Source organism: Acinetobacter sp. NS-4, assembly GCF_037402435.1.
Classification (GTDB): domain Bacteria; phylum Pseudomonadota; class Gammaproteobacteria; order Pseudomonadales; family Moraxellaceae; genus Acinetobacter.
In genome coordinates, this window is record NZ_JBBEUE010000024.1 from 21873 (window position 1) to 44748 (window position 22876).

Consider the following 22876-nt stretch of genomic DNA (forward strand, 5'->3'; position numbering starts at 1 on the left):
TCAGAGGCATGTTTTTGAGCAAACAGCTAAATTTTTTTAATTTATGGGGAAGCTAAAATCGATTTTAAAAATGATGATCGTTGTCTATCAAAAAATTAAAAAATAACCCAAAACAAACAAGAAAAAACGATTTCTGCATATTTTATATACTTTGTAATTTGCTTCGAAGTGATAATTTTTTAATCACACTAAAGAGAATGCAGCGTTAATAAAAATAATAAAATGGTCATCAAACTCAAGCCCGCTTAACTCAATCCCCAAGTTAAGTGGGCTTTTTTAATATTTAATGGTTTTTTAGTAATTTCTACCTAATAATATGATTTAATTAATAATATTGTTTTAAATTTTGGTATATTTTACCACTGAAAATTAGTTTATTAATATACAAGATGGTCAACAGAAACAGCTGTAGTTTCTGAATGGCCTTTCGAGGTCCTTAGTTTTTGCCCATACATCCATGTTAGGGCATTTTTTTTGCCAGGAGAAAAGTGATGCTCCGATTTTGAATCTGCTTATTTGGTTTTCATGGTGCCACTAAAAATGATTTCGCAATGGATAATGAAGAAATCAAGGTGCGTGGTGATTGCTTGAAAGAAAATAGGAGGGTCTGAAGGTATAAAATTATTCTCTACATTCGGCATTTTGTATTCAGGTTATAATTGTATTTTTGGTAATCAATGGTGACCCAAATGACCTATCCCACCCTCATAACATATGAAGAATTATTTACTAAACTCCACGAAGCCATTGCTAAGCGAGAGAATAATCCGGTTCGTTTAAAAGAGCCTTTAGATGCTATCAATAAGGGCGCTATTTTAGAATTGGAAGAATATTGTCGCAAACACGCTTTTAATTTTCAAACGCATTTAGAGGGCGAAAATACATTTGTGATCACTGTAGAGTATTAATTTAATCCAGTTTTTAAAAAAATTATTCTGTATTCATGTATTTGATTATGAGTCTGACATATTCGCTTATATTGAATGCTGAAAGGTGTGGCAATAAGTAATTTCTCCCTTGCCCAACATGCTTGGCACATAAGATCCTGTCTAGATAACCAACTTGGCGGGATTGAACGATTTGATTCGTACCACTGATACAAATGTGGATTCGTTCAGTGAATACCTAAACGACATTCATACATTCAGTAATAAGCATGAATGTTATCTACATACGCCAGATGATTTGATGTTTGCGTGGACACCTATTTATCAGTAAGAATGGAATCACAATATTCGGACCACAAAGTTTCTTACCAGAGTTACCTATATTGAATAATTCTAGTTTTGCGAAAGTGTTTCTCTGAACAATAGAAAGCATTGAGTAAGCCAAATCAATAAGATCAGGATATTGCTGCTGGGCTATTAATATAACTTCACCTCCATCAATTAAATCTCCTATATTTAATTTAGGAGGAATCTTGCTTTCCACATTGATGATATAAAGATATTAAAAAAGCACTAAGTCTTTATAACTTAATGCTATTTAATTCTCACTGGAACTTATTAGAACTTATTGGAATATTGGCTCAATCTGAGATTACTTTCCGATACAGAACGATCCAAAGATTTTTCCTAATAAATCATCTGCACTGAAGTCACCGGTAATTTCACCCAAGGCATTCTGGGCAAGTCGCAGTGACTCCGCGACCAACTCACCGGCATGGTAAACCACCAATTGCTCTTTTGCCTCAGCCAAATATGCCTGAGTGCGTTTCATTGCGTCTAAATGGCGGGTACGTGCAATAAAGGTATCTTCTTCCGGCTGGAAGCCCGCATGCGCTGTAATCGCTTCTATGAGCGATTGAACCCCAGTTTCCTGCTTGGCAGAGACGGTAATATGACGGAAACCTTGATAATCGCCAATTTTAGCCGCTGCACCGGTTAAATCACATTTATTGGCAATCAACATTAAACGACGTGGTTCCAGATGTTCGGCAAAATAGTTTTGTGCCAGTTGCAGCGGATCATCACCCTGGCTTAGGTCATAGACCAGCAGCAACAAATCAGCCTGTTCAATTTCTTTAATCGCGCGACGAATCCCTTCTTTTTCCACCACATCGCCGGTTTCGCGCAGTCCGGCAGTATCGGTCAGGGTAATCGGCAAACCATTTAAAGTGATTTTTTCATGCAGCACATCGCGGGTGGTACCGGCAATATCGGTCACAATGGCACGCTCATTTCCGGCCAGAGTATTCAGCAAGGAAGATTTACCGGCATTAGGTTTACCCGCAATCACCACCTGTAAGCCTTCACGCAATAACTGGCCTTGGCGTGCCGAGGTTTGCACTGCAGCCACAGAACTCTGCACATCTGCCAGCAAAGCCAAAATTTTGCCATCGGCCAAAAAGTCGATTTCTTCTTCGGGGAAATCAATCGCAGCTTCCACGTGTAAACGCAGGTGAATCAGTTTTTCTAAAACCGTATTCACTCGGGTCGAGAATGCACCCTGTAAAGAGCGTACCGCAGAACGAGCTGCTGCCTGTGAAGTGGCATCAATCAGGTCAGCAATAGCTTCTGCCTGTACCAGATCCAGCTTGCCATTTTCAAAGGCACGCATCGAGAATTCACCGGCTTTGGCAGCAGTTGCACCCAGTTCCAGCAAGCGGCCGAGTAAAGCATTTTGAATCACCGGGCCACCGTGACCTTGCAACTCCACCACATCTTCACCGGTAAACGAGTTAGGGTTGGGGAAGCAAATGGCCAGACCCTCATCCATCACTTCACCGGCCGCATCATAAAACTGGCGAAAACCGGCATAACGGGCTTTAGGCAGGGCTTTCTGGGTTAATGCTACTGCAATGGCATAAGATTTTGGACCAGACAGACGAATTACCCCCACGCCACCACGCCCAGGTGGAGTTGCAATCGCAGCAATCGTAGTAAGGTTTTGCATAAAATTCACCTAAAAAAATCCCAAATCACAGCCAAATAAAAATCCGCCTAAGATTACCATCTTAAGCGGATTTATTCAGCTATTCGCAATCAGTCGTTACTTAAACAACGTCGCGTTTTTCTCTTTCTTTTGCCACACCTTTGTTGATCAGGCTTTGCTGCAAGATGGTAATACTGTTGTTGACAATCCAGTACATTACCAAGCCCGCAGGGAAGAACAACATAAATACAGTGAACATAATCGGCATGATTTTGAACACTTTCGCCTGCATCGGATCAGCTGGCTGCGGATTTAAAGACTGCTGAACAAACATGGTTAAACCCATCAGTAATGGCAGGATAAACCACGGATCCATTGCAGATAAATCTTGAATCCAGCCTAACCATGGCGCATGACGAAGTTCTACCGATTCCATCAATACCCAGTACAAGGCCAAGAAAATTGGCATTTGTAACAGCAGTGGCAAGCAACCTGAAAGTGGATTGACCTGTTCACGCTTATACAGCGCCATCATTTCTTGTGAGAAACGCATGCGGTCTTCACCGAACTCTTCTTTCATGCGTTGCATTTCGGGTGCAATCACACGCATTTTCGCCATAGAGCGGTAACTCTTAGCCGATAATGGCCAAAGAATCATTTTCACCAACACAGTCAACAAGATAATTGACCAGCCCCAGTTACCCACAATGTTATGGAAGAACTGCAAACCTAAAAACAATAATTTGGCAATTGGCCACAACCAGCCATAATCTACAGTTTGATTCAAGCCTACAGCCAGGTCTTTCAATTCAGACTGTACTTTAGGACCTGAATAGAATGTGGCATCCACTTCCGCAGTCGTACCGGCAGGTACATTCATGGTCGGTGAAGTAAAACCAATAATATTCATTTTATCGGTAGATTGGCGAGATTCCAGTTTGGCACTATAAGGCTGACCATTGGCTTGAGTCAGTTTCAGATCACCAGGAATCCAGGCACTGACAAAATAATGCTGTACCACAGCCACCCAGCCACCTTTGGCTTCAACATTCAATTTTTCTTCATTGAAGTTGGCAAATTTCAGCTTGTTGTAATGTTCATCTGGCGTACCCCAAGCCCCGCCCAGGAATGTACCGAGGGTGAAAATACCTTGAGAAGACTTACCAGGATCATCCGAGTTATCACGTTTGATTTGACCAAACATCTGACCTTGCCAGTTCTGGCCACTACGGTTCACCACTTTGTGGTTCACAATAATCGGATATTCACCTTGTTTAAAGGTAAATGTTTTAATGATCTCTACACCATCGGCAGTTTTATAGACCATCGGTACTGATAAAACTTTAACCGCTTGACCATCTTTGGTTTTTTCTGCTTTGGCATCCGCCAGGGTATAAGATGCTTTTTCAATCTCATACACCGGACGGCCATTACGGTTACTGTCCGGTCCATTTAAACCAATCAGTCCAGACTGAGCAACATACGTACGTTTTGCATCGCTTTCCAGCATAACAAACGGAGCATTACTGTCTTTATCTTTATCATGGTTCAATAATTCAATACGAACAATGTCACCACCTTTAGGATTAATCCAAAGATGGTAAAGGTCAGTTTGTACTGAAATAAGCTGTTGACTTACAGGTGCTGTGGCAGCTGTTGTAGTTTGCTGAGTAGCAATATTCGCTTGAGGCATGTCAGACGCTGTAGTAGCGGTTTGACCATTTGGCAAATCTGCAGATACTTCATGTGAAACAGCGGCAGTTTCTTGCTGCGGTTTAGTTTCTGCATGACCATAATCTTTTTGCCAAGCCAAAATAAGCAAATATGCGACGACAAACATGGCCCCTAGAATTGCAAACCTGGCCCATTGTTGCATATCTATTATCCCAAGTAGTTAGAGTGATTTCGGTTCAATAAACGATCACGAAAGGGTACAACAACGTGAAGCGTTTGAGAATCTATTTGCTGAAATGAAATAAAACGAATTGCCTTTGGCGGAACCGGATCATAACCCGAGCCCCCCCAAGGATGACAACGGCAAATACGCTGAGTCGCTAACCACGCACCACGCACAGCACCATAGCTATGGACTGCTTCCAAAGAATATTGAGAACATGTTGGAATATAACGACAGCGGGGTCCCAATAAAGGACTAATCGCGATCTGATAGAATCGAATCAACCAATGCAGTAAACGTACCATTGGCCTTCTCTACTTTTGTGGGGAGGGAGCTATCTTTTTATGCTTTTTGGCAAGGCGTTGCAATTTCTGCCAAGCAAATTGTAATTGCTGCTGCAATTCCTCATTAGGGATTGCTTCAATACCCATTTTAGGCATGACCACAATATCTAATAAATCTAATTGCTGCTGATGCAGGCGAAAACTTTCACGAGCAAGACGCTTTACTCTATTTCTTTCATGTGCGCGACGCACTTTTTTCTTAGCAACAACAATACCCAAACGGCTTTTAGGCTGTTCGGAATTTTTTGCCAAAAATAAGAAATGGGGTTGATGCACTTTAAAAAGCGCACCATCAAACACACTTTTATAATCGGCAGCACAGCGTATGCGTACATCTGTGCTGAAGCCATAAAGTGTCATAACACCCAAAATCGTAATAGCTTTAACAGATTAAACAGTTAAGCTATGACGACCTTTTGCACGACGGCGAGCTAATACTTGACGACCAGCTTTAGTAGCCATACGAGCACGGAAACCATGAACACGCTTACGCTTTAATTCTGATGGTTGAAATGTACGTTTCATATTGAAACTCCAAAAATGATCTTTCTATGAAGGTTCGCGATTTTAGTGTTCATTCAGTGAGCTGTCAATCAAAAACAAACTTTCTTTCAAAATAAGTGGGTTTTTTAAAGATTGATCTGGTGAGTGTATTTTCTAAATAACTAAATGTTGTATCTATTTTATACACAGTGTAAATTATTGATTAATAAAACAACATAAGTTATAAACAGAAATATTCACAATATTATCCACAACTTACTGTTGATAAAAATGAATGTTGCTGGTTTTGAATTTAAATTTAAAACTTTTGCAAGTTATCCCCACAAATCGTGTCTCTATAAATAAATTCAAATTTATAAATTTAAATTTATTATTATTAGGGTGGGTTTTTTCTGTGGAAAAGCATATTTTGTTTTTTATAAACAAGAATTTAAATTGTGGATATCTATGTTTTTATGATTTTATTAAATTGTGGATAACTTTATGGTATATTTTATCCACAGCTTGCGGATAAACTTATCCACACCGTGATTTAAATTTAAATTTAATCGGAAATTTGCTTTTTTGAGTGATATTTCCTGAATTTTGCCATGACAGATGTGGATAACTTCGATAGAATGGCGACCCGCTTGGTCGGACTCAAATGTTTTTTGTTATTAACAATGGAATGAATAGGGGTTTCACATGCTTTGGACAGACTGTCTAACTCGTTTGCGACAAGAGCTTTCGGGAAATGTCTTTACCATGTGGATTCGCCCCCTGGTTGCCGAAGAGCTTAATGACACTTTAAGACTGTATGCCCCCAATCCTTACTGGACCCGTTATATTCAGGAACACCATCTGGAACTGATCACCATTTTGGCTGAACAGATGTCTGAAGGTCGGGTGCGTAAAGTTGAGATTTTGGTCGATTCTCGTCCAGGGGCAATTTTATCTGCCAATGAACAACCAGCAACTACTACAGCAGCCTTGCAATCAGTTCCGGCGCCTGTTTCCAAACCGAAAAAAGAAAAAGATGAAACCGGCAGTAAAAATAGCCGTAAACGTTTACTTAATCCTTTATTTACTTTTTCACTGTTTGTTGAAGGCCGTTCCAACCAAATGGCCGCGGAAACCTGCCGTAAAGTTTTAACCCAGTTGGGGGCTTCACAGCACAATCCTCTATTTTTATATGGACCGACCGGTCTGGGTAAAACCCATCTCATGCAAGCTGTCGGCAATGCCTTGTTACAGGCCAAACCTAATGCACGGGTGATGTATATGACCGCCGAGAGTTTTGTACAGGATTTTGTCAGCTCTTTACAACAAGGCAAGGTGGAAGAGTTTAAAAAGAATTGCCGCTCGCTTGATCTGTTGTTGGTGGATGATATTCATTTGCTGGCGGGTAAAGAGGCCAGTCTGGTGGAGTTCTTTTATACCTTTAACGCGCTATTAGATGAATCGAAACAGATTATTCTGACTTCGGACCGTTATCCCAAAGAACTCACCGAACTGGATGCGCGTCTGGTATCGCGTTTTTCCTGGGGCTTATCGGTTGGGGTGGAACCACCGGATATTGAAACCCGAATTGAGATTTTGCTGAAAAAAGCCGAAAGCAGTGGGGTGGAATTACCGCGTAACTGTGCCTTGTTTATTGCACAGCAAGTGGTGGCCAATGTTCGTGAACTGGAAGGTGCACTGAACAAAGTGGTGGCAATTTCCCGCTTTAAAGGCACACCGATTGATCTGGATGTGGTGCGTGAATCGTTAAAAGACGTGTTGGCCATTCGTGCCCGTACCATTAGTACTGAAAATATCCAGCGTGTGGTCAGTGAATATTTCCGTATCCCTTTGAAAGAAATTGTGGGTCCAAAACGTACCCGTATTTATGCCCGTCCACGTCAGCTTGCCATGGGCTTGGCACGTGAATTAACTGGCGACAGTTTCCCTGAAATTGGCATGGCATTTGGTGGTCGTGATCACAGTACTGTCATGCATGCCTGTGAAAAAGTCATCAGCCTGCGTGAGGAAGATCCGATCTTCAATGAAGACTATAAAAACCTGCAACGGCTGTTGCAAAGTTGATCCGATTTGATCAAATTCTATTCTTGCAATGCGGCATATTCTGCCGCATAGTACACTGCTAAAAACCCATTTATTTATTTTAATCTTCAGTCGTTAGAGGAATGTACCGTGCGTTTGAAAATCGCGAAAGAAAGCTTACTTAATGTTCTGTCACATGTCGTAGGAGCGGTTGAACGTCGCCATACTTTAAACATTCTGTCTAACGTCAAGATTCAAGTGAGCAATGAATCTTTAACCATTACCGGTTCCGATCTGGAAGTGGAATTGGTGGCGAGTACCACGCTGGCTGAAGGTGCTTGCTTGCAGGCTGGTGAAACTACAGTTCCCGCACGTAAACTGATGGATATCTGTAAATCATTGCCTGCTGCTGCATTGATTGACCTGCAAATCACTGAAGATCGCTGTATTTTAAAATCGGGCAATAGCCGTTTTGTGTTGGGTACTTTACCAGCTGAAGATTATCCGCTGTTAAGCACTGAAAATGCTCAAGGTACGCAAGTGACCGTGACTCAGCGCGAATTAAAACGCCTGTTTGAAAAAACGGCTTTTGCAATGGCTGTGCAGGATGTACGTTTTTATTTGACCGGTACCTTGCTTGAAATTGACCAGAATCAGCTTCGTGCAGTCACTACAGATGGTCACCGCCTGGCACTGTGTGAAACCGTTGCACAATCTACTGCAACTCAGCCGATCCAAGCGATTGTGCCACGTAAAGCGGTGGCAGAATTACAGCGCTTGCTCAGCATTGAAGATGAACAATTATCTTTGTTGATTGGCCGTGAACTGTTAAATGTAACCATTAGCACCCCAAGTCGCGATAAAGAGCAGGGGGACATCACCGTTCGCTTTACTACCAAACTGATTGATGGAAAATTTCCGGATTACCGTCGTGTGATTCCACGTGGTGGCGATAAAAATGTATTGATCGCGCATGATGTGTTTAAACAGTCATTGCAGCGTGTAGCGATTTTGAGTAATGAAAAATTACGTGGTGTATTCCTGAATTTTGGTGCTGATTCTTTACAGCTGCGTGCCAATAACCCGGAGCAAGATGAAGCGATTGAAGACCTGGCCATTCAATATGCGGATGCACCGATGGAAATGTCATTCAATGCCCAATACTTGTTAGACGTATTGGGAGCTCTGGATGGTGACGATGTTTCTATGACCATGACTGAAGCGAATCAGTCGGTATTGGTGCATGATCCAGCGCAACAGGATCAGACCTATGTGGTAATGCCGATGCGTGTTTAATTTGACGATTTTCATTCAGATCAAAGCATGTATATCACGCGTTTAAATATAGAGCGTGTGCGAAACCTAAAGGCGGTTGCACTCCAGGAGTTGCAGCCGTTTAATGTCTTTTATGGGCAAAATGGTTCAGGCAAAACCTCGATTTTAGAAGCCATTCATTTGCTGGCGACCGGGCGTTCTTTTCGTACCCATATTCCTAAAAATTATATTCAGAATGAAACCGGCGACGCGATTGTATTTGCACAATCGGCGACAGAAAAAATTGGCATGCAAAAGCTGCTATCTGGTGAACAGCTGATTAAGGTCAATGGCGATCATATTGCCACCCAGGGGCAGCTGGCTAAAATTCTGCCTTTACAGCATATTGATCCACAAAGTACCGATATTATCGATTATGGCGCCAAGCCACGCCGACAGCTGATTGACTGGTTGATGTTCCACGTGGAACCGGAGTTTTATCATGCCTGGCAGTACTATTCGCGTGCCTTAAAGCAACGCAACAGCTTGCTGAAATCCCGCCGTAATCTCAGTCTGCAAGATTTGGAACCGTGGAACAAAATGCTGGCTGAATATGGCGAAATGCTGAATTCGCAACGTAGTGGCATTGTGGAACAGTGGAAAGTCTATTTTGAGCAGGATTTAAAACATTTGTTGCCCAATCTGGATGTTCAACTGGAGTATAGTCCCGGTTTTCATACTGAGCTCGGCTTGCTGCATGACTTGACTGCACATCATCAGAAAGATGTCGATCGCCGCTATACCGAGTACGGTCCACATCGTGCAGATTTGCGTTTAAAAACAGCCATGGGCGATGCCGATGTAGTGCTTTCCCGCGGTCAGAAAAAGCTGCTGATTATGGCCTTAAAACTGTCACAGATTGCAATGCTGCATGCCTGTAATAAGGAAACTGTGGTATTATTAGATGATCTGACAGCAGAATTAGATTCAACTGCACAACGACGATTAATTGAACGATTGAGTCAGCTGGGTAGTCAAGTTTTTATTACCACTTTAGAGCATGAATCAGTCAAAAAACATTTACATGATTTGTCAATTCCATATCAATTATTCAAAGTTGAAAATGGTCAAGTTCAGGTTGTTGTGCACTAATTTTTAAATTTTACCCATCTTTGGATAGACCTATATTTCACTAGGGAGAAACCATGAGTTCAGAAGATCAAGCTGCTTCTCAAACAGAACAAACCAATGAAAAAGCTTATGATTCCTCTAGTATCAAGGTATTACGTGGCCTAGATGCTGTGCGTAAGCGTCCGGGTATGTATATTGGTGATACGGACGATGGCTCAGGCTTACACCACATGGTGTTCGAGGTGGTGGATAATGCCATCGATGAAGCCTTGGCGGGGCACTGTGATGAAATCTTGGTAATCATCCATGAAGATGAGTCGGTCAGCGTATCTGATAATGGCCGTGGTATTCCGACCGATATTCACCCTGAAGAAGGCGTATCTGCTGCGGAAGTGATTTTAACCATTCTGCATGCCGGGGGTAAGTTTGACGATAACAGCTATAAAGTTTCCGGTGGTTTGCATGGGGTGGGTGTTTCTGTTGTAAATGCTTTATCAAGTAAATTATTACTAAATATTCGTCGTGCAGGAAAAGTATATGAACAGGAATATCACCATGGTGATCCTGTCTATCCATTACGCGCGATTGGTGATACTGAAGAAACCGGTACCACGGTTCGTTTCTATCCAAGTGCCGAAACTTTTAGCCAAACCATTTTCAATGTCGATATTTTGGCACGCCGTTTACGTGAACTTTCTTTCTTGAATGCGGGTGTTCGTATTGTGCTACGTGATGAACGTATCAATGCAGAACATGTATTTGATTATGAAGGTGGTTTGTCTGAATTTGTCAAATATATCAATCAGGGTAAAACCCACCTAAATGAAATTTTCCACTTCACCACACAATCGGAGAACGGTATTGGGGTTGAAGTTGCCTTGCAATGGAATGATACTTACCAGGAAAATGTACGTTGTTTTACCAACAACATTCCACAAAAAGATGGTGGTACTCACTTGGCAGGCTTCCGTGCAGCCTTGACCCGTGGCTTAAACAGCTACATGGAAAATGAAAACTTGCTCAAAAAAGAGAAAGTTGCAGTTTCGGGTGATGATGCGCGTGAAGGATTAACCGCGATTGTTTCAGTCAAAGTGCCTGATCCTAAATTCTCTTCCCAAACCAAGGAAAAACTGGTTTCAAGCGAAGTCAAACCTGCAGTTGAGCAGGCCATGAATAAATCATTCTCTGAATATTTGTTGGAAAATCCGCAAGCAGCCAAATCGATTGCCGGAAAAATTATCGATGCTGCACGTGCGCGTGATGCTGCACGTAAAGCACGTGAAATGACCCGTCGTAAGAGTGCCTTGGATATTGCCGGTCTGCCAGGTAAATTGGCGGATTGCCAGGAAAAAGATCCTGCATTATCTGAACTTTACCTGGTCGAAGGTGACTCTGCGGGCGGTTCTGCAAAACAGGGCCGTAACCGTAAAATGCAGGCGATTCTGCCATTGAAAGGTAAAATCCTGAATGTGGAACGTGCGCGTTTTGACAAAATGATTTCTTCGCAAGAAGTTGGCACACTGATTACTGCACTGGGCTGTGGTATTGGTCGTGAAGAGTACAATCCGGATAAATTGCGTTATCACAAAATCATTATCATGACCGATGCCGACGTCGATGGTTCGCACATTCGTACGCTACTATTGACTTTCTTCTTCCGTCAAATGCCTGAACTGGTAGAACGTGGTTATATCTATATTGCACAGCCACCGTTATATAAACTGAAAAAAGGCAAGCAAGAGCAGTATCTTAAAGATAATGATGCTTTGGAAACTTTCCTGATTTCAAATGCGATTGATGATTTATCCTTGCATATCAGTGCTGAATCTCCTGCAATTACAGGTCAAGCACTGGCAAAAGTCATTGAAGATTACCAAGTTTCACAGAAAAGTTTGACTCGTTTAACTGTACGCTATCCTGCAAGTTTACTTGATGGTTTACTGGGATTAGAGGCATTCAAACTTGATCAAAATCATGATGAAGATTATGTGAAACAATGGTCTGAACAGTTACGTGCTGCAATTGAAAAATATCAACCAAGTTTACGTCCTGAAATCACTTTAGAAGTGTTTGAAAAAGAACATGCTGATGGTTCTAAAGTGGCTCATTTCTGGCCACGTGTAACAGTTTACGTGCATAACTTGCCGCATCAGTATTTACTTGATTCAGGCTTGCTGGCTTCAGGTGAATATAAGCGTTTACTGCAAAACTCGAAGAGCTGGTTTACTTTGCTTGAAGAAGGCGCTTATTTGCAGAAAGGTGATCGCAAAATTAATGTCACTACTTTCCATCAGGTTTGGCAGCATATTTTATCCGACTCACGTCGCGGCATGATGATCCAACGCTATAAAGGTCTGGGTGAGATGAATGCGGAACAGCTGTGGGAAACAACCATGGATCCTGAAAACCGTAACATGCTGCAAGTGACCATTGATGATGCAATTGAAGCAGACCGAATGTTCTCTTGCTTGATGGGTGATGATGTGGAACCACGTCGTGCCTTCATTGAAGAGAACGCACTGAACGCAGATATCGATGCCTAATTGATACACAATACATTTAAAAAAGCACCTTTCGGGGTGCTTTTTTTACGAAAATTTTATGCTAATGTCATGTTAACTTGTCAATATAAACAGGACCTGATCGGTGAACTCAGGCCTTATGCCGGGTACTATTTTTAGACTTCATTCTCTCCCTGATCAAGGCCAGCTTACAACAATAAAGAGGTTTATCCATGGATAACCAGCTTGAAGAAGTCCGTAATATATGGACTGATGCATTTTACAACGGTAACTATGAGGTGCTGCGTCATTATGAGCATGATGATTTTAAGGTGGTCTATGAGCAGGATGGCCGCGTAGAAACCAGCTATGTGCGTTATGACCGGATTGCTCATGCCGTACAGAATGGTGTATGGAGACCGCACCGGCCAGAAGTGGAGTTTGAGGAGTATGAGTTTAATCCGGATCAGACAGAATGCCGTGTCCTGATTGGGCTTGAACAGGACAAGCAGCGCCTGCAGGAGTTGTGGCGCTATGATACAGAATGGAAAATTATTGAACTGAGATTCCTAAAGGCCTGATCTTTCAGCAAGTTGGATAAAATCATTAAAAGTAATTAAATTATATGTGAATAATACTTTTTATAATCAGTTCAAAGCTTGGTCAATATTGTGGATAACTTTTAAGTTATCCATATTTTTATGTGAATAATAAAATAAATATCCAAAATTTCTCTTTATAGAAATTATTATATTTTTTAAATTTAAAAATTAGTCTGTTTGCGGCTTGTGGATAAGTATTTTTAAATTTAAAATACGATTTTAAATTTAAATCACGGTTTTAAATTTAAAAGAGGTGTTTTAGTTAAATGTCACGACAGGGCACTTGAAGTCTCAATATTGTGTATTTTTATAATAAAAATTAATTACTTATTTTATATGTGTAGTTCTAATAAACAATCGGCGTGGAACATGAAAATTACAGATAAATTATTAGTGTAGTTAAACTACACAATTATTTTAATAATCAAGTGAACTTTCAAATTATTATATTTATCTTATTATTCTTGGCATCTTTGGTTGTACGACCTGTAAGGCTTGAGGAAATCCTGATATGGATTCATAAAGATTGGAATGTGTCAGATAGGCTGGAAATGGCTAAAGAATCTAAGACTATCGAAGTTACCAGCATCTACTTGCTTCCTAGGTGTAGTGACATGCATTGTCTAGCGTTCGCTGATTTAGATTTAAAAAAAGCACCTGATGCGGCGCTTTTCCAGCTTCAGTTCTGTCTAAGGGGTCAGAATAATCTTGCGACAGTCCTGTTCACGTTTATCAAAAATACGATAGCCTTCAGCCGCATTTGACAGATTCATACGATGGGTAATAATCACCTCAGGGGAAAGATCGCCATTTTCAATAAATTCGAGCAACTGAGGCAAGAACTTATGCACATGGGTTTGCCCCATTTTAAAGGTCAGGCCCTTGTCAAAGGCATCGCCGAACAGGAAGCCGTGAATTGGACCGGCATAGACCCCGGGCACACTGACCACACCGCCACGGCGGACGGCCGCAATACACTGATGTAAGGCAAAGCCACTAGAACCTTCAATTTTCAAGTTGGTCAGCATAGTTTCCAGCACGCTGCCGTCACCCTTAAAATGACATCATCTGCTTCCTTAATAACTGGATCAGCAACAGATTCAACTCGTACATCCCGAGTACCATGATAGGTAAGTGCACGCATATGGTTTTCCTCTCTAGTTCAACATTAAAACAAACCTCAATAAGGCTGCCGAAAATGACAACGCCCTTTTATTAGAGCCACATGATGTGGGGCAGGGCTGTAAATTAATGTATGAAATAGGGAACTCAACTGTTTAAAAATAAGCTTATAGGGTGCTTGCGTAATTCATTATCAGATGGGTTAAACAGAATAGGTATTCAGGAGAGAAAGACAGAGATCACACAACAATTGTGGATATTGCAGGGAGGATAGAACTTGAACATTTCAGTAAAAAAAGAGACCAGTGATGCTCATCACTGGTCTCTGAATGCTGAAAAGCAGGTTTAGGGCTTAGCTTTCTTCAAAGGATTGCTCCAGGCTTTCCAGTTCCATCATGAGTTCTAACATTTGTTCTTCCGCAGTTTCCAGCTGATTTTTTAACTCAGTCTGCTTATTCATCAGCTTGAGTAAATCATCTTTACGACTTGCTTCATAAATTGCCGTATCAGCCAGTAATACTTCAATTTCAGTCAAACGTGGCTGTAATTTTGCAATCTGAGCTTCCAGTTTTTCAATATTTTTACGAATTGGACGGCTAAGTTCACGGCGGCGCGCAGTTTCCTTACGCTGAGCTTCTTTATCGAGTTTTGAAATCGTTGGTTTAACTTCAACTTGTGATTGCACCGGTGCAGCAGGTTTTTGACCATTTTTCATCATCTCGATACGTGCTTGACGCAACCAATCCGCATAGGCAACCAGATCACCATCAAACTCACGGCATTGACCATTGTGTACCAACAATAATTCATCACATACGCTGGCAATCAATTGACGCTCATGCGATACCAACACCACAGCACCTTCAAAGTCTTGTAAGGCCATAGTCAGGGCATGACGCATATCTAGGTCCAAATGGTTGGTTGGTTCATCCAGAATCAATACATTTGGACGTAACCATACAATTAAAGCCAAAGCTAGACGTGCACGTTCCCCACCAGAGAAGCCCTCACTTGGTGTATCCATACGTTCGCCACTAAAGCCAAAGCTGCCCAGGAATGAACGTAAAGTTGCTTCACTGATTTTTTTGTCCGCAATGCGTGACAATTGCAACATTGGGCTGGCGCTACCATCCAGGGCATCCATTTGATGCTGGGCAAAATAACCAATATTGAGTAATTCTGAATCTTTGCGCGTACCTTTAAGTAGTTTGAGATCACCCACTAAAGATTTGATCAGGGTTGATTTACCTGCACCATTCATCCCAAGTAAACCAATCCGGCTGCTGGGTGTGATTTGCAAATTGACGTTAGTCACAATCAGCTTGTCACCATAACCAATATCTGCATTCTCAAGTTCAAGCAGTGGCGAACTCATTTTAGTCGGTTCACGGAATGAGAAGGTAAATGGTGTATCAACATGCGCTGCAGACAACTCTTGCATACGTTCAAGTTGTTTAATCCGGCTTTGCGCCTGTCTGGCTTTGGTTGCTTGTGCTTTAAAGCGGTCGATATATTTCTGTAGATGGGCCCGTGTTTCTAATTGCTTTTCATAAGCTTGTTGTTGTTGTGCCAAGCGTTCACTACGGGTACGTTCAAATGTGGAATAATTCCCTGTATAGAGGGTAAGTTCCTGATTTTCTATGTGTAATATATGATCGGTAACGGCATCCAGGAAATCACGGTCATGTGAAATTAAAATCAGGGTACCTTCATAGGCTTTTAACCAGTCTTCCAGCCATAAAATGGCATCTAAATCTAAATGGTTGGTCGGTTCATCCAGTAACAGCAAGTCGGAGCGGCTCATCAGGGTGCGGGCCAAATTTAAACGCATACGCCAACCACCAGAGAAACTTGAAACATCCAGTTGAGACTGATGTTCAAAGAAACCCAGACCGGCCATCAATTGTGAGGCTTTTGATGGGGCAGAGTAGCCATTAATTTCGTCAAAGCGGCCATATAAATGCGCAAGTTCTTCATTATCCAAGTCTTCAGAATGTTCCAGTTTGTGCTGGATGTCCCAATATTCTTCATCACCTGACAGGACAAAATCGATAGCCTTCATCTCTAGGGCTTTAATTTCCTGCGCCATATGCGCCACAGTCCAAACAGCAGGACGGGTCAAAGAACCGCCATCCGATTCCATGCCACCCAACAATGCCGCAAACAGGGTCGATTTTCCTGCGCCATTGACACCGGTTAGGCCAATTTTCCATCCTGGATGTAGCTGCATAGACGCTTTTTGAAATAAAACACGTCCACCGCGACGTATAGAAAGTTGATCTAACTGAATCATTGAAATATCTAAAAGAGAAGAATGATGGGCGTATTCTAAAGGAAGCCACTCAGAAAAGAAAAAGACAGTGCATTATTCTTTCCTATAAAAGCATAATTTTAAGTAGATCAATAAAAATGTGACAAATTGTACAAAAAATAGCCTTTCGTCAGAAAGGCCTGAGCAGCTCTATTTTTAGTATAAAAAGAAAATTATAGTGATTTTCTAAGAGAAATAAGAATAAGGTATATCATGAAAAAAAGGACTTTTATTTTATCTACACTCACGCTTTTGAGTTTTTCCAGTTTGGCGCAGGCAAAACAAAATATCTGTGTATTTGACCTGTTAGGTAAAGCAGGTGAGTCCTATAAATTAATTGAAGAATGGGCTTTAGCCAGTAAAAACTGGGGTGCTGAGGTCAATCTAATGCCGTATCAAGATGAAGCAAAAATAGAAAAAGATTTTAAAGCCGGTGTTTGCGATGCTTTTTACATGACCTCAATGCGTGCCCGTGCCTATAACAAATTTGCCGGTTCAATTGATGCATTAGGTGGTGTTCCCAGTAATCAGATTGCGCAAAAAGCCATTTCTTTTGTGCTGGATAAACGCAATAAAAAACGGCTTATCAGTACCATTGGCAATGAAAAATATGAGGTAGCAGGGATTGGGCAAATTGGAACGGCCTATCTTTTTGTACGTGATAAATCAATTAACTCTATAGAGAAGACAAAAGGTAAAAAGTTTGCCATTCTGCATTACGATCAGGCGCAAAAAATTACTGTACAGCGTATTGGTGCAGTACCGGTTATGGCCGATATTTCTAATTTTGTGAAAAAATTCAACAATGGTGAAGTCGACATGATTGCTGCACCTGCCTATGCCTTTAAGCCGCTAGAAATTTATAAGGGTTTAGGCTCTACAGGGGCAATGATTAATTTTCCAGTGGTCAACGTGACTGCAGACCTGGTCATTCGTCCCGAGAAATTTCCTGAAGGTTTTGCAGAGCAGTCGCGTAGCTGGTTTGTACAGTTATTACCGAAAAGTTTTGCCATGGTACGGCGTCTGGAAGCAGGCATTCCTGCAAAATATAAAATAAATTTAACCAAGGAAGATCATGACAAGTATCAAAAATTACTACGGGATGGACGTTTAGATCTGACTAAACAAGGCATTTACGAACCGACCATGATGAGCGTACTTAAAAAAGCCCGTTGTACAGTGGAGCGCACCAACTTTGAGTGTTCATTGAGTGGTGAATAAATCGATTATTGTGTGTTAATTTGTAAAATAGCTCAAATTTCATAAGTTATACGTAAAAATTATTATTAAATAAGACTATGATTTTTAATATTAATATCGAAAAATAAAAACCAATTGGCATTTGAGTTGTAATTAATTGGAGTAAATGCTCTATTTTTTTAGAATGAACTTGCTTAATATTTGTGGCGTGAACGGATACTCGTCAAACAACAAGATTCCAAAAGGACAGAAATAATGAAAAAAACAATTTTTGCATTCGCTACATTGGCTGCTGTAGGCCTAGCGAGTACAGCGCAAGCCGCTAAAGTCGATGTATGTGTATTCGATTTACTGGGTAAATCGGGTGAATCTTTTCAAATGGCTCAGGAATGGGCGCTAGCTGCCAAAGGATGGGGCGCGGAAATTAATCTTATTCCACGTCAAGACGAAGCAGTGGCTGATAATGACTTTAAAGCAGGCAAATGTGACGGCGTGTTTATGACAGCAATGCGTGCCCGTCAATATAACAAATTTGTAGGTTCTATTGATGCTTTGGGTGGTGCACCAAGTAATGCTATTGCTCAGCGTGCCATCACTTTTGCTTTGGATAAACGTAATGCACCGAAGATGGTCAGTAATTTAAGCGGTAAAAAATATGAAGTTGCCGGGATTGCACCTTTAGGTTCCGCATTTATTTTTGTACGTGATAAAAATATTAACTCGATAGAAAAAGCGGCAGGTAAAAAATTTGCTGTGTTGGGTTATGACGATGCACAAAAAATTATGGTACAACGCGTTGGTGCACAAGCGGTGATTTCTGACGTATCTAACTTTGTCGCTAAATTCAATAATGGTCAGGTCGATATGGTGGGTGCACCTGCCTATGCTTATAAACCTTTAGAAATTTATAAAGGTTTAGGTTCAAATGGCGCGATGTTCAATTTCCCGGTACTTCAGGTGACTGCAGATTTTGTTATCCGTCCAGATCAATTCCCTGCAGATTTTGGTCAAAAATCACGTGATTGGTTTGTGAAAAACTTACCAAAAAGTTTTGCCATGATTAATCGCCTGGAAGCCACCATTCCAGCCAAGTTTAAATTGAACTTAACTGCAGAAGATAAAACGAAATATCAAAAATTATTGCGTGAAGGCCGTATGGATATGACCAAGCGTGGTATTTATGATTCAGGCATGATGGGCGTTTTGAAAAAGGCACGCTGTTCTGTCGATAAAGCCAATTTTGAATGTTCACTTGGCGGTGAATAACTTTGATTTTAAAAAAGAAAGCCTAGATTTAATCTAGGCTTTTTTGTCGCTTGGATTTTGTCATTTTTGCCATTGTGGTCAGTAAAAAAAGGCGTAATCTTAAAAAATAACAGCAAAATTTTATCAGTCCAATAAAACAACAAGTCTTAAGGACTGGTGATGGATGATGAATAAAAAAGCAAAAACAATTCAATCTCCGATTGAATAAAATAATGAAACAAGGAAGAAAAAAATCATGATGCCATCGTCTAAAACACTGCTGCTTGGTTTGGGTTTGTGTGCCGTAACCAGTGTTACTCAAGCCAAACAAGTAATTTGCGTATTTGATTTAGTCGGTAAAAGTGGTGATGTTTTCGCCCTGATGAAAGATTATCAATTGGCCGCCAAAAATTGGGGTGCAGATATTGAATTACGCGTGGGACAAAACGAAGCTGTCATCGCTGAAGATTTTAAAGCCGGCAAGTGTGATGGGATTAGTGTGACCGGTATGCGTGGTCGTCAGTTTAATGAGTTTACCGGGTCTCTTGATGCAATTGGTGCAATTCCTGATTTAAAACTGGCTGTAAAAGTGATGCAGGGTTTAGCCAATCCGACTTTTGCCAAACATATGGTGCATGGCAAATATGAAGTGGTGGGTGTTATTCCGGTAGGCGATGCTTTTTTAATGGTGAATGATCGTCGCATTAATACTGTAGCCAAAGCGGCAGGTAAAAAAATTGCAGTGCTGGATTATGATGAAGCGCAAAAAATTATGGTTCAGCAAGTTGGGGCACAGGCTGTCAGTGCAGATGTCACCAATTTTGGCGCGAAATTTAACAATGGTCAGGTCGATATTATTGGTGCACCTGCTGCCGTGTTTAAACCTTTAGAACTCTATAAGGGCTTAGGAAATAAGGGCGCGATCGTGAATTATCCTATTTTACAAGTGACCGGTAATGTAATTATCCGCCCCGATAAATTTCCGGCAGGGTATGGGCAAAAATCACGTGAATGGGTGAAAAGCCAGTTACCGCGTGCCTTTGGTATTTTAGGCAAAATGAAAGCTGATATCCCGCAAAAATATTGGATGCAAATTCCTGAAGCAGATAAGTCTGGCTATCAAAAGCTCATGCGCGAGTCGCGAGTCGATTTAACCAAACGTGGGGTTTATGATAAACGGATGATGAAATTACTGTGGCAATTCCGTTGTAAGGAAGATCCGAAGAATTTTGAATGTAGCCTGCAGGATGAAAACTACAAACAATCTTGAGAAAAATAGTCTGATTTAACTTTAAATCTGCAAATACTGACCATATATTGGGTATGCTATACTTGATATATGGTCTTTTATATTTCAAGACACCTGAATTGAACAGAGGAATCCGACATGAATGCCCAAGCTCTGGTGCTGACCGACAATGCTGCGAATAAAGTACGCCAATTGCGTGATAGCGAAGGCAACCAAGAATTAATGTTACGCGTTTATGTTACAGGTGGTGGTTGTTCTGGTTTCTCTTATGGCTTTAACTTTGCTGAAAGCATGAATGAAGATGATGCTGAATTTGTCAATGGCGACGTGAAAATGCTGGTCGATTCACTGAGCTATCAATATCTTGTCGGTTCAGAAGTGGATTATGTAGAAGGTTTGGAAGGTTCACGTTTTATCGTGCATAACCCTAATGCAACAACAACTTGTGGTTGTGGTTCATCTTTCTCGATTTAAGCAAATTTAAAAAAAGCCCTCCTTTTTTGGAGGGCTTTTTATTGCCAGTCAGTAGGCGGAACGGCCATTTTAAACTGGTAAAATGATTAAGCTTCTAGTTTTGCAGCTTCTAAAATATCAAAAATAACGGTAGTCACATCTTGGCTTAAATCACGGTTGTTAAAAATTTCATAAGCACTAATGGTGATATCGGTATCACTTGGAAGTAAGCGTTGTTCTTCTTCAATCAAATCCTGAATAGGCAACAGCGTCTGTTTGACTTGTAAATGTAGAATATCTTTGAATTCTATATTTTCATCTTCAAGTTCAATTAGTTGCTCATTGAAATAAGGCAACAGAATGGAATGGAGATAAGGCTGAATCTCAATAATATCAAAAATTTCAATATCACGAGTTTGTTCAATCGTACTGATGTGATCATTTACTTCAATAACAATATGGTAGTAACTCACATGCATCTCCAGAGATTTTCTGTTGTCATTTCGGGTATTACAATAACATGAAATCAGCTTTATTACCGCTGTATTGCGAGGCATATGCTTATAAAAAGTAAGGGCTTTTTTCATTGTATCGCGGTCATGCTTTAACGCGCTTGTAATAAGGCAATATCTGCGGTGGATAATTTGAAGTTTTGCAGATTCTGCTCTTTCATGAGCGGGTACATCAGTGCTTGAGGATCTTGATTATGTTTGAGTTCGAGTGCATGGCCAAATTCATGTGCCAGAGTTAAACGTAAATCATCTTGCGATTCAAATTCATAAATATTAATTTGTTGGCCATTAAACGAGCCTTTATCAAATAATCGCGGCTGAAAACGCTGATTAAAGCTTTGTACCGAGCTATCAATCTGTTGATTAAGCTGATCAAGTTCATCAACCTGAAAATTGAGTTGCTGAATTTTTTGGTTGTAAATATTAATTTCTTGTTGCAGTACAAAGATTTGCTGTTGTAATTGACTTTGTTGCTGGGTCATCTGCTCGCGTTGTGCAGCCGGGATTCCGCCATTTTGATTAATGATAGCAATATGCTGATTATATTTATTTAATTGTGCATCAAGTTGGTTTTTTTTCATTTCCAGCTCAGCATTGTTTCGGTCTAGTTCATCTTTAAAATGTTTCAGTTGTTGATTTTTATTGGACCACAATTGCTGGCTTTGTTGAATCTGCCCTAATTGCTGCCGGCGCTGCACCGATTCATCTTGGCGTTGGTCATAAATTAAATGAATGCTTAGCCGGGCCTGCGGATCATAGACAAAATAATCTTGGCCTGTGCCATCTTTCCAAATATCAGTGGCTTGTTGGCTAATCTGTTTTAACTCATGTTCAGTAAGACCAAAACGCGAATCCACTTCAGCAATCCGGTAACGTAGACGTGTATCGAAAGGATGCTGAATCCGATCCAACAGCTTGTTGTAGCGAATTTGAGGATGATTTCGGGTTTGATAGGTCATGCCAGATAGAAAGATGAGCAAAAGACCCAGTAGCACTAAGCGCATAAAAGCTTAAAGATATTTGTTTTTCTATACTGTATAACAATTGGACAAAAATAAGAATAAAAAAACCGCGCTTTCGTGCGGTCTTTTTCTTTACTCTTTCGAGTACAGTTAAAGCGACAAAGTATTTTTTGTCATGCTTAACTTCAGGAAATTTAGCATCTTAAGCTTTATTTTTTTTGTTTTTTAAACTGATCAATTTGTTTTGGCAAATTAGAATGATAGACCAAGATTAGACCTAAAAAATTGAATAAAAAAATAATAAGTTCAATTAAATATTTAACATTGTAGGAATTTTCATTTCGATGATTGAAAGCATATAAATTCACTTCATATTTATACACCTGGAAAATAATATAGCTGATTAATCCCAAGCCCAATAATATAAAGCCTTTTCCATAAGGGTAGCGCTGAGGTATCGATAACATCAGCAACACTATTGCTGAAATTAAAAAACCAAGAGCAAAGGCAGCCTCTATACCTAAAGCTTGCAAATAATTAAATGGGGAAAGAAAAACACTAGAGGGCAGTACGATAAACAGATTACCCATCGGGTAGAGCATCATAATTGCAAAGCTAGAAGCAATGAGTAGAAGTTTAATAAAATTTTGCATATTTTTATTTTTCAGTGATTTATATAATTATATAGTAGTT

20 protein-coding genes and 1 pseudogene are annotated in these 22876 nt (G+C 40.6%); 10 read left to right on the forward strand and 11 right to left on the reverse strand.

Going from position 1 to position 22876, the window contains the following annotated elements; translation table 11 throughout:
- The first annotated feature begins 689 nt into the window (after positions 1 to 689).
- Positions 690 to 908, forward strand: a complete 219-nt coding sequence (locus WAE57_RS14680) for a hypothetical protein (protein ID WP_337711150.1) — start codon at positions 690 to 692, stop codon at positions 906 to 908.
- A 631-nt stretch (positions 909 to 1539) separates the two neighbouring features.
- Here WAE57_RS14680 and mnmE read toward each other — a convergent pair.
- The 5 genes from mnmE to rpmH all read right to left on the reverse strand — a co-directional run bounded on the left by mnmE (position 1540) and on the right by rpmH (position 5640).
- Positions 1540 to 2895, reverse strand: coding sequence for a tRNA uridine-5-carboxymethylaminomethyl(34) synthesis GTPase MnmE (mnmE, locus tag WAE57_RS14685; protein WP_337711151.1), 1356 nt, complete (start codon positions 2893 to 2895; stop codon positions 1540 to 1542).
- Positions 2896 to 2995: 100 nt separating this feature from the next.
- Positions 2996 to 4750: a membrane protein insertase YidC gene (yidC, locus tag WAE57_RS14690; protein ID WP_237788458.1), complete on the reverse strand. Its 1755-nt coding sequence runs from the start codon at positions 4748 to 4750 to the stop codon at positions 2996 to 2998.
- Between the two features lie 5 nt (positions 4751 to 4755).
- Complete coding sequence (gene yidD, locus WAE57_RS14695; RefSeq protein ID WP_086176716.1) at positions 4756 to 5076, reverse strand: membrane protein insertion efficiency factor YidD; 321 nt, start codon at positions 5074 to 5076, stop codon at positions 4756 to 4758.
- A 9-nt stretch (positions 5077 to 5085) separates the two neighbouring features.
- Positions 5086 to 5475 carry a ribonuclease P protein component gene (rnpA, locus tag WAE57_RS14700; protein WP_086198919.1) on the reverse strand — a complete coding sequence of 130 codons (390 nt, stop codon included), beginning with the start codon at positions 5473 to 5475 and terminating at the stop codon, positions 5086 to 5088.
- A 30-nt stretch (positions 5476 to 5505) separates the two neighbouring features.
- Positions 5506 to 5640 (reverse strand): 50S ribosomal protein L34, encoded by a 135-nt coding sequence (gene rpmH, locus WAE57_RS14705; protein ID WP_000831329.1) that lies wholly within the window; start codon positions 5638 to 5640, stop codon positions 5506 to 5508.
- A 663-nt stretch (positions 5641 to 6303) separates the two neighbouring features.
- Between rpmH and dnaA the strand changes: the two genes are divergently transcribed.
- The 5 genes from dnaA (at position 6304) to WAE57_RS14730 (ending at position 13108) form a co-directional block, all read left to right on the forward strand.
- Positions 6304 to 7683: a chromosomal replication initiator protein DnaA gene (gene dnaA, locus WAE57_RS14710; protein ID WP_237788457.1), complete on the forward strand. Its 1380-nt coding sequence runs from the start codon at positions 6304 to 6306 to the stop codon at positions 7681 to 7683.
- 108 nt (positions 7684 to 7791) lie between these two features.
- Positions 7792 to 8937 (forward strand): DNA polymerase III subunit beta, encoded by a 1146-nt coding sequence (gene dnaN / locus WAE57_RS14715; protein WP_086198917.1) that lies wholly within the window; start codon positions 7792 to 7794, stop codon positions 8935 to 8937.
- A gap of 27 nt (positions 8938 to 8964) precedes the next feature.
- Entirely contained in the window at positions 8965 to 10047 is a 1083-nt protein-coding gene (gene recF, locus WAE57_RS14720; protein ID WP_237788455.1) for a DNA replication/repair protein RecF, read from the forward strand.
- 53 nt (positions 10048 to 10100) lie between these two features.
- Positions 10101 to 12569, forward strand: coding sequence for a DNA topoisomerase (ATP-hydrolyzing) subunit B (gene gyrB / locus WAE57_RS14725; RefSeq protein WP_337711152.1), 2469 nt, complete (start codon positions 10101 to 10103; stop codon positions 12567 to 12569).
- A 191-nt stretch (positions 12570 to 12760) separates the two neighbouring features.
- On the forward strand, positions 12761 to 13108 hold the full coding sequence (locus WAE57_RS14730) for a hypothetical protein (protein WP_086176710.1): 348 nt from the start codon (positions 12761 to 12763) through the stop codon (positions 13106 to 13108).
- Positions 13109 to 13818: 710 nt separating this feature from the next.
- Here WAE57_RS14730 and WAE57_RS14735 read toward each other — a convergent pair.
- The 3 genes and pseudogenes from WAE57_RS14735 to WAE57_RS14745 all read right to left on the reverse strand — a co-directional run.
- A pseudogene (locus WAE57_RS14735) lies at positions 13819 to 14175 on the reverse strand (glutathione-dependent formaldehyde dehydrogenase); the annotation flags it as partial.
- On the reverse strand, positions 14151 to 14273 hold the full coding sequence (locus WAE57_RS14740; RefSeq protein ID WP_337711153.1) for a hypothetical protein: 123 nt from the start codon (positions 14271 to 14273) through the stop codon (positions 14151 to 14153). The gene WAE57_RS14740 and the pseudogene WAE57_RS14735, both read right to left, overlap by 25 nt.
- A gap of 330 nt (positions 14274 to 14603) precedes the next feature.
- A complete protein-coding gene (locus tag WAE57_RS14745) occupies positions 14604 to 16544 on the reverse strand; it encodes an ATP-binding cassette domain-containing protein (protein WP_337711154.1) in 1941 nt (646 codons plus the stop codon).
- Positions 16545 to 16775: 231 nt separating this feature from the next.
- Between WAE57_RS14745 and WAE57_RS14750 the strand changes: the two genes are divergently transcribed.
- From WAE57_RS14750 to erpA, 4 genes are all read left to right on the forward strand, one after another.
- The gene (locus tag WAE57_RS14750; RefSeq protein ID WP_237788452.1) at positions 16776 to 17783 is read left to right on the forward strand and encodes a putative solute-binding protein; all 1008 of its coding nucleotides are present in this window, start codon (positions 16776 to 16778) and stop codon (positions 17781 to 17783) included.
- Between the two features lie 234 nt (positions 17784 to 18017).
- Positions 18018 to 19028: a putative solute-binding protein gene (locus WAE57_RS14755; protein WP_237788451.1), complete on the forward strand. Its 1011-nt coding sequence runs from the start codon at positions 18018 to 18020 to the stop codon at positions 19026 to 19028.
- A 238-nt stretch (positions 19029 to 19266) separates the two neighbouring features.
- The gene (locus tag WAE57_RS14760) at positions 19267 to 20277 is read left to right on the forward strand and encodes a putative solute-binding protein (protein WP_337711160.1); all 1011 of its coding nucleotides are present in this window, start codon (positions 19267 to 19269) and stop codon (positions 20275 to 20277) included.
- Positions 20278 to 20394: 117 nt separating this feature from the next.
- Complete coding sequence (gene erpA / locus WAE57_RS14765; RefSeq protein WP_086176706.1) at positions 20395 to 20730, forward strand: iron-sulfur cluster insertion protein ErpA; 336 nt, start codon at positions 20395 to 20397, stop codon at positions 20728 to 20730.
- Between the two features lie 86 nt (positions 20731 to 20816).
- On the opposite strand, the gene WAE57_RS14770 is transcribed toward erpA, so the two are convergent.
- From WAE57_RS14770 to WAE57_RS14780, 3 genes are all read right to left on the reverse strand, one after another.
- A complete protein-coding gene (locus tag WAE57_RS14770; protein ID WP_237788477.1) occupies positions 20817 to 21194 on the reverse strand; it encodes a hypothetical protein in 378 nt (125 codons plus the stop codon).
- A 119-nt stretch (positions 21195 to 21313) separates the two neighbouring features.
- Positions 21314 to 22225 carry a matrixin family metalloprotease gene (locus tag WAE57_RS14775; RefSeq protein WP_337711155.1) on the reverse strand — a complete coding sequence of 304 codons (912 nt, stop codon included), beginning with the start codon at positions 22223 to 22225 and terminating at the stop codon, positions 21314 to 21316.
- 167 nt (positions 22226 to 22392) lie between these two features.
- Positions 22393 to 22836: a hypothetical protein gene (locus WAE57_RS14780; protein ID WP_337711156.1), complete on the reverse strand. Its 444-nt coding sequence runs from the start codon at positions 22834 to 22836 to the stop codon at positions 22393 to 22395.
- Between the last annotated feature and the right edge of the window lie 40 nt (positions 22837 to 22876).